The organism is Bradyrhizobium sp. I1.14.4, from assembly GCF_050435825.1.
Classification (GTDB): Bacteria; Pseudomonadota; Alphaproteobacteria; order Rhizobiales; family Xanthobacteraceae; genus Bradyrhizobium.
Map to the genome: position 1 here is coordinate 24224 of NZ_JBNDLA010000040.1, position 6283 is coordinate 30506.

Here is a 6283-nt window from a genome sequence, read left to right on the forward strand (position 1 = left end):
ATGTGGAAACTGAACGAGCGCGGGTAGGAAAACCTTCTTTTACGCAACATCTTAGGGCGATTCGACAAAAATTGCACGGTTAGAGCTTGCGTGAAGGAATCAGTTTTTGTTAACCATATCTCGTCAGGATCCGAATCAGTTGTTCAAAGGCGTTTTGTGAGTGCCGCAAGTGCGGCCGACCTGACGCCCGGAGCGGCGACTATAGGGGACTGGCATGCGCGTTTTGCTGATTGAAGATGACAGCGCCGTCGCGCAGTCGATCGAATTGATGCTCAAGTCCGAGAGTTTCAACGTCTACACGACGGACCTCGGCGAAGAGGGCGTCGATCTCGGCAAGCTTTACGACTACGACATCATCCTTCTCGACCTCAACCTGCCCGACATGTCCGGTTACGACGTGCTCAAGCAGCTCAGGGTGTCGAAGATCAAAACTCCCATTCTGATCCTCTCCGGCCTCGCCGGCATCGAGGACAAGGTCAAGGGTCTCGGCGTCGGCGCCGACGACTACATGACCAAGCCCTTCCACAAGGATGAGCTGGTCGCCCGCATCCACGCGATCGTGCGCCGCTCCAAGGGTCACGCCCAGTCGGTCATCCAGACCGGCGATCTCGTGGTCAATCTCGACACCAAGACGGTCGAGGTCGGCGGCCAGCGCGTGCACCTGACCGGCAAGGAATACCAGATGCTGGAGCTGCTCTCGCTCCGCAAGGGCACCACGCTCACCAAGGAAATGTTCCTCAACCATCTCTACGGCGGCATGGACGAGCCGGAGCTGAAGATCATCGACGTCTTCATCTGCAAGCTCCGCAAGAAACTCGCCAACGCCTCCGAGGGCCGCAATTTCATCGAGACCGTGTGGGGCCGCGGCTACGTGCTGCGCGAGCCGCACGAGGCCGACGAGCGCATTCCCGCCTGACCTTCAGAGTGCCCGCAGAGAACCGCAAGGTTCATTCCTCCCGACTTCACTTTCGACTTGGACCCCGCCGCAATGGCGGGGTTTTTGTTTGGGATTGAACCCGCTCCCGGCATGCATCGACCAAGGGAACGTGCAATCCTCCGTCGCGCGAATCCCGTCGAACTCCCGGACCGCCCCGACATGATCCTGCAATCCCTCGCCGGCCTGCCGGCGTTCCTGGTCTATTTCTGCACCGCGCTGATCGCCGTGGTCGCCTACCTCTTCGTCTACACGCGCGTCACGCCGCACGACGAATTCCAGCTGATCCGCGACAATGATCCGGCGGCGGCGATTGCGCTGGGCTTGAGCCTGCTCGGCTTCGTGCTGCCGGTGGTCAGCGCGATTGCCCACTCCGCCAATGTGGTCGACTGCCTGGTCTGGAGCATCATCGCGCTGATCGTGCAGATCATCGTCTATTACATCGTGAAGATCCCGGTGCCGAACCTGTCGGCGCGGATCGCCTCCGGCGAGCTTGCGCCGGCGATCTGGCTCGGGCTGTCCTCGCTGGCCGCAGGCGCGCTGAACGCGGCCTGCATGATCTACTGAGCCGTTGAGCCAAACCATGGCGCGCAAACCCAACCCGGACTTCGGCAAACGGCGGCCGGTCGGACCGGCGCTGCCGCCGCCGGATCCGCCCTCCAAGCGCTCCAGCCATGTCGCGTTGCTTGTCATGGGCACGCTCACGGTCGGCGGCAGCGCCTACGCACTGATGCCGCGGCCGAATTGCCAGCCCATCCAGCCGCCGCCGGGCGTCACCGCGCCGGTCGCCCCGCAACCCGGCGCCGATTGCGCCCCGCGCAGTTCGTCGTCCGGATCTGGCGGCAGCTCGTCGCGCAGCAGCTTCTACAGTGGCAGCTCCTCGTCGAGCGGCTCTTCTTCCTCGTCGAGTTCATCGTCAAGCTCGTCGGTGAGCCGCGGCGGCTTCGGCTCGTTCGCGCATGCGTTCGGCTTCGGCGGGAGCTGACACGCACCTTGCCGTGTCATCGGTGCGTCATCGCGCTTTCGCTTGCCCGGCGATCGTAGCTGATGGACACTCGGCGCGGCTCCGCAAAACGGCAAGGCAAATGGCAGGGATCGCGTCCATGAAACGCTCGCGCCGCGTATGGCTGAAACTGATGGGAAGTGTCGCGATCGGCGCAGCGTCGATGGGCCTGACGCCAGGCCATGCCCGCAGTCACCACCATGCAGCGCACCGACCGAAGAAAAACCCCGAGCAATCGTCGCCCTCCGGCGGCTTCGGCAGCGCACCGCGCACCATCGCGCGCTACGGCGACGACGATGTCTCGCATGGTGGTAGCTGACACGAAGCTGACGCAGGTCGTCTGAAGATCACGGTCCCCTCATGCAACGCATCGCATGTCCCGAGCGCGACGATTGGCGGACGACCGCCGAGAATGCCGGCTTCACCTTCCACACCATCGAAGGCGAGCGCTACTGGGACGAGCGCGCCTATTACGCCTTCACGCTGCACGAGATCGAGCGTTCGATCGAGGCGCCGAGCAGCGAGATCGATGCGATGTGCCTCGAACTCGCCGGGCGTGCGGTCAAGGATGAACGCTATCTGCGCCGGCTGAAGATACCGGAGGCGTTCTGGGACCTGATCGCGGCAAGCTGGCGCCGCAAGAACCCGAGCCTCTACGGTCGGCTCGACCTCACATTCGACGGCAGCGGCCCGGCGAAGCTGCTCGAATACAATGCCGACACGCCGACCTCGATCTTCGAGGCGGCGGTGTTTCAATGGACCTGGCTCGAACAGGCGATCCAACGCAACATCGTCCCGAAGCGCGCCGACCAGTTCAACTCGATCCACGAACGGCTGATCGAGGCCTGGAAGACAATCGGCGCGACCCACCCGCTGCATCTCACGGGACTGACCGGTAACGCCGAGGACACCGGCACGCTCGCCTATCTCGAGGACACCGCCGCGCAAGCCGGGCTGAAGACGACGCTGCTCGACATCGAAGAGATCGGGCTGCGCAACGACGGACAGTTCGTCGACCTCGACGAACGCCCGATCGCGCTCGCCTTCAAGCTCTATCCATGGGAGTGGATGTTTCACGACGCGTTCGGCAAGAACCTTGCGAGTGCGCCGACGCAATGGATCGAGCCGCCATGGAAGGCGATCCTGTCCAACAAGGGCATCCTGCCGCTGTTGTGGGAGATGTTTCCAGGCCACCCCAATCTGCTGCCGGCCTATTTCGAGGACGACCCCCACGCCGCCCAGCTCGGCACTTCGTTCGTGCGCAAGCCGATCTATTCGCGCGAGGGCGCCAATGTCGAACTGGTTAGCGCCGGCGTCACCCTGGTCGCGGAGGAAGGGCCCTACGGCGCCGAGGGCTTCATCCGGCAGGCGCTCGCGCCGCTGCCGAATTTTTCCGGGCAGTATCCCGTGCTCGGAAGCTGGCTGGTGGACCACACGCCGTGCGGGCTGTCGATCCGCGAGGACGAGAACCCAATCACAGGCAATACCTCGCGCTTCCTGCCGCACGCGATTTTGTAGAGCGTCGAAGCTAACGCGTCTCTTTCCCCGTCATCCTGAGGTACGAGCCTTGCGGCGCACTTGCGCCGCTGGGCGAGCCTCGAAGGATGCACGGCCCAACCGGTGGCCGTTGATCCTTCGAGACGCGCGCAAGAGCGCGCTCCTCAGGATGACGGGTAGAGAGCGAGGCCACTTAACTCGGGAAGACTTGCACTTACCGCGCAGCGGACGCAACCGCCTTCAGCACATGCGCGGCGCCGGCGCGCGCGACCGGGACGGTGCTCGGCTGATAGAGCCCGCGGCGGTCGGGATAGGGCCTGAACAGGTTGGTGATGCCGACCACGGATTCTGCGGCACCGAGCGCCAGCACGCCGTCGGGCTCGAGCATTCGCGCGATCTTGCCAAAGATCGAGGCCTTGGTCTGCTGATCGAAATAGATCAGCACGTTGCGGCAGAAAATCACGTCGAAAGTGCCGAGATGTGAAATGTCCTGCAGCAGATTGAGCTGGCGGTGCTGCACCATGCCGCGGATATTGGCGTTGAGCTGCCAGAGCTCGCCCTTCTGCGCGAAATACTTCACCAGCAGCTGAATCGGCAGGCCGCGCTGCACCTCGAACTGGCTGAACAGGCCGGCCTTGGACTTTTCCAGCACCGCCTGCGACAGGTCGGTGGCAATGATCTCGATCCGCCAGCCGGTGAACAGTGCGGTCATTTCCTTCAGCAGCATCGCGATCGAATACGGCTCCTGCCCGGTCGACGACGCCGCACACCAGATGCGCAGGCTGCGGCGCGCGGCACGCGCCTGCGCAAGCGCCGGCAGCACCGCTTCCTTGAGATGATCGAATGGGATCTTGTCGCGAAAGAAGAAGGTCTCGTTGGTGGTCATCGCCTCGACCACTTCCGAGGTTAGCGCCTCGGCGCCGCCCTTGATCCGCTGGACGAGTTCGGGAATGCCGGCGAGGTTCGACCTGCGCGCCAAGGGCAGCAGACGGCTCTCGACCAGATATTGCTTGTCGGCGGAGAGATCGAGGCCGGAACGCTCTTTCAGCAGCTTACGCAGATACTCATAGTCCAGCGGCGTCACGAACGGTCTCCCGAAAACACGCGAACAAGCTTCGGTGCGATCTGATTGAGCGGCAGCACCGCAGCGCAGATACCGGCATGGACCGCGGCACCGGGCATGCCCCACACCACGCTGGTCGCTTCGTCCTGGGCGATCACGCTGCCGCCGGCCGCGACGATGTCCTTGCCGCCGCGCATGCCGTCGGAGCCCATGCCGGTCAGGATCACCGATATGATGCTGCCCTGCCAGACATCGATTGCGGAGGTGAACATCGGATCCACCGCGGGCTTGCAGAAATTGACCGGTGGCCCGTCGTCGAGCGCGATCGTGGCATCGATGCCGTGGCGGGCGATGCGCATGTGGCGTCCGCCCGGTGCCAGATAGATCTGGCCCGGCTTGATGCTCTCGCCGTCGATCCCCTCATGTGCCGGCCGCTTGCTGGTGCGCGCCAGATGCTCGGCGAGGATGGTGGTGAAGGTCGGCGGCATGTGCTGGGTGATCAGCACCGGCACGCGATCGATCACAGAACCGATTTCTGCTACCAGCGCCATCAGCGCCTGCGGGCCACCGGTCGAGGAGCCGATCAGCAACACCTTCGGCTGCAGCAAGCCGAACGAACGGCGCACGATTTGGGCCGGCGCGGCGGGAGCCACCGTGCGCGCTCTGTCGTGGCCGGGCGCAAGCGGCGGGCTGGCCGTCGTGTGTATGCTGCGCCGCGCCTTGGCGCCGAGATGACGGATCTTCTGGATCAGGTCGTGGCGGAAGGTTTCTGCGGCGGTGGCCTCGCGCGTGCTCTCCGGCTTCGGAATGTAGTCGGACGCGCCGAGCGACAGCGCCTTCAGGCTGATCTCCGCGTTGCGGCGGGTCAGCGTCGAGGCCATGATGACCACGAGATCGCGCTTCTTCGCCAGCAGTTGCGGCAGCGCCGAGATGCCGTCGAGGTCGGGCATCTCGATATCGAGCACCGCGACGTCGGGGTTGATGCGCTCGAGCTGGTTGACTGCATCGAGGCCGGTGCGCAGCGAGGCCACGACCTCCATGTCCGGCTCGGCGCCGATCCAGCGCGAGATCATCCCGCGGATGACCACGGAATCGTCGACCACCATCACCCGCACCTTGTCGGTACGGGTCGATGTCGGGACCGCAGCACTTGTCAACGCAACACTCATGACTTCACCAGCGACGCAACACGACGCACAACAACCGTTGAGCCGAAGGCTTCTGCCGCCGGATCGAACGCAGACTTAGATCAACCCGACTTCCTGGAACTTCGCGGTCACGATGTCCCGGTCGAACGGCTTCATGATGTATTCGTTGGCACCGGCATGCAGCGCGCGTGCGATATGCGCGACATCATTCTCGGTGGTGCAGAACACGACCTTGGGCTGATCGCCGCCGGGCATCCGGCGGAGATTGCCGAGAAACTCGTAGCCGTCCATCACGGGCATGTTCCAGTCGAGCAGCACCGCCTCGGGCATCGCACGCTTGCAGGCCTCGAGCGCTTTCGCGCCGTCCTCGGCTTCGACGATCTGGAAATCGAGCCCTTCCAGGATGCGGCGGGCGACCTTGCGAATGACGCTTGAGTCATCGACAACAAGACACGTTCTCATCTGCGACCTCTACTTCCTCATCCCCGGTGGGATGTTTCAGTTCTTCAGTTCCATCGGCCCGTCTCAGGCCGCTTTGGCATCGGGCACCAGTTCGAGCACGCGATCGACATCGAGGACGACCATGAGCTGGCCGTCGAGGCGGTGGACACCGCCGGCGAGCCTGGCCATGCCGGGAT

Annotated in this window: 8 protein-coding genes and 1 pseudogene; 5 read left to right on the forward strand and 4 right to left on the reverse strand. The window is 63.9% G+C overall.

Going from position 1 to position 6283, the window contains the following annotated elements; all coding sequences use genetic code 11:
- Positions 1–214 precede the first annotated feature (214 nt).
- The 5 genes from ctrA to ABIB78_RS36740 all read left to right on the forward strand — a co-directional run bounded on the left by ctrA (position 215) and on the right by ABIB78_RS36740 (position 3455).
- The gene (ctrA, locus tag ABIB78_RS36720; protein ID WP_016848562.1) at positions 215–916 is read left to right on the forward strand and encodes a response regulator transcription factor CtrA; all 702 of its coding nucleotides are present in this window, start codon (positions 215–217) and stop codon (positions 914–916) included.
- A gap of 180 nt (positions 917–1096) precedes the next feature.
- Positions 1097–1501 carry a DUF350 domain-containing protein gene (locus tag ABIB78_RS36725; RefSeq protein WP_429033890.1) on the forward strand — a complete coding sequence of 135 codons (405 nt, stop codon included), beginning with the start codon at positions 1097–1099 and terminating at the stop codon, positions 1499–1501.
- 16 nt (positions 1502–1517) lie between these two features.
- On the forward strand, positions 1518–1919 hold the full coding sequence (locus tag ABIB78_RS36730; RefSeq protein WP_429033892.1) for a hypothetical protein: 402 nt from the start codon (positions 1518–1520) through the stop codon (positions 1917–1919).
- 118 nt (positions 1920–2037) lie between these two features.
- On the forward strand, positions 2038–2256 hold the full coding sequence (locus ABIB78_RS36735) for a hypothetical protein (RefSeq protein ID WP_429033893.1): 219 nt from the start codon (positions 2038–2040) through the stop codon (positions 2254–2256).
- 41 nt (positions 2257–2297) lie between these two features.
- Positions 2298–3455, forward strand: coding sequence for a glutathionylspermidine synthase family protein (locus ABIB78_RS36740; RefSeq protein ID WP_429033895.1), 1158 nt, complete (start codon positions 2298–2300; stop codon positions 3453–3455).
- 193 nt (positions 3456–3648) lie between these two features.
- Here ABIB78_RS36740 and ABIB78_RS36745 read toward each other — a convergent pair whose 3' ends face one another.
- The 4 genes and pseudogenes from ABIB78_RS36745 to ABIB78_RS36760 all read right to left on the reverse strand — a co-directional run.
- Entirely contained in the window at positions 3649–4518 is an 870-nt protein-coding gene (locus ABIB78_RS36745) for a CheR family methyltransferase (protein WP_429033897.1), read from the reverse strand.
- Positions 4515–5666 carry a protein-glutamate methylesterase/protein-glutamine glutaminase gene (locus ABIB78_RS36750; RefSeq protein WP_429033899.1) on the reverse strand — a complete coding sequence of 384 codons (1152 nt, stop codon included), beginning with the start codon at positions 5664–5666 and terminating at the stop codon, positions 4515–4517. Before ABIB78_RS36750 ends, ABIB78_RS36745 begins: the two co-directional genes overlap by 4 nt.
- A gap of 75 nt (positions 5667–5741) precedes the next feature.
- Positions 5742–6107, reverse strand: coding sequence for a response regulator (locus ABIB78_RS36755; RefSeq protein WP_018273268.1), 366 nt, complete (start codon positions 6105–6107; stop codon positions 5742–5744).
- Positions 6108–6170: 63 nt separating this feature from the next.
- A pseudogene (locus ABIB78_RS36760) lies at positions 6171–6283 on the reverse strand (chemotaxis protein CheW); the annotation flags it as partial.

Coding starts and splice junctions, on each gene's coding strand:
- ABIB78_RS36755 (WP_018273268.1), bottom strand. CDS start 6,107: ATGAGAACGTGTCTTGTTGTCGATGACTCAAGCGTCATTCGCAAGGTC.
- ABIB78_RS36735 (WP_429033893.1), top strand. CDS start 2,038: ATGAAACGCTCGCGCCGCGTATGGCTGAAACTGATGGGAAGTGTCGCG.
- ABIB78_RS36730 (WP_429033892.1), top strand. CDS start 1,518: ATGGCGCGCAAACCCAACCCGGACTTCGGCAAACGGCGGCCGGTCGGA.
- ABIB78_RS36750 (WP_429033899.1), bottom strand. CDS start 5,666: ATGAGTGTTGCGTTGACAAGTGCTGCGGTCCCGACATCGACCCGTACC.
- ABIB78_RS36740 (WP_429033895.1), top strand. CDS start 2,298: ATGCAACGCATCGCATGTCCCGAGCGCGACGATTGGCGGACGACCGCC.
- ABIB78_RS36725 (WP_429033890.1), top strand. CDS start 1,097: ATGATCCTGCAATCCCTCGCCGGCCTGCCGGCGTTCCTGGTCTATTTC.
- ctrA (WP_016848562.1), top strand. CDS start 215: ATGCGCGTTTTGCTGATTGAAGATGACAGCGCCGTCGCGCAGTCGATC.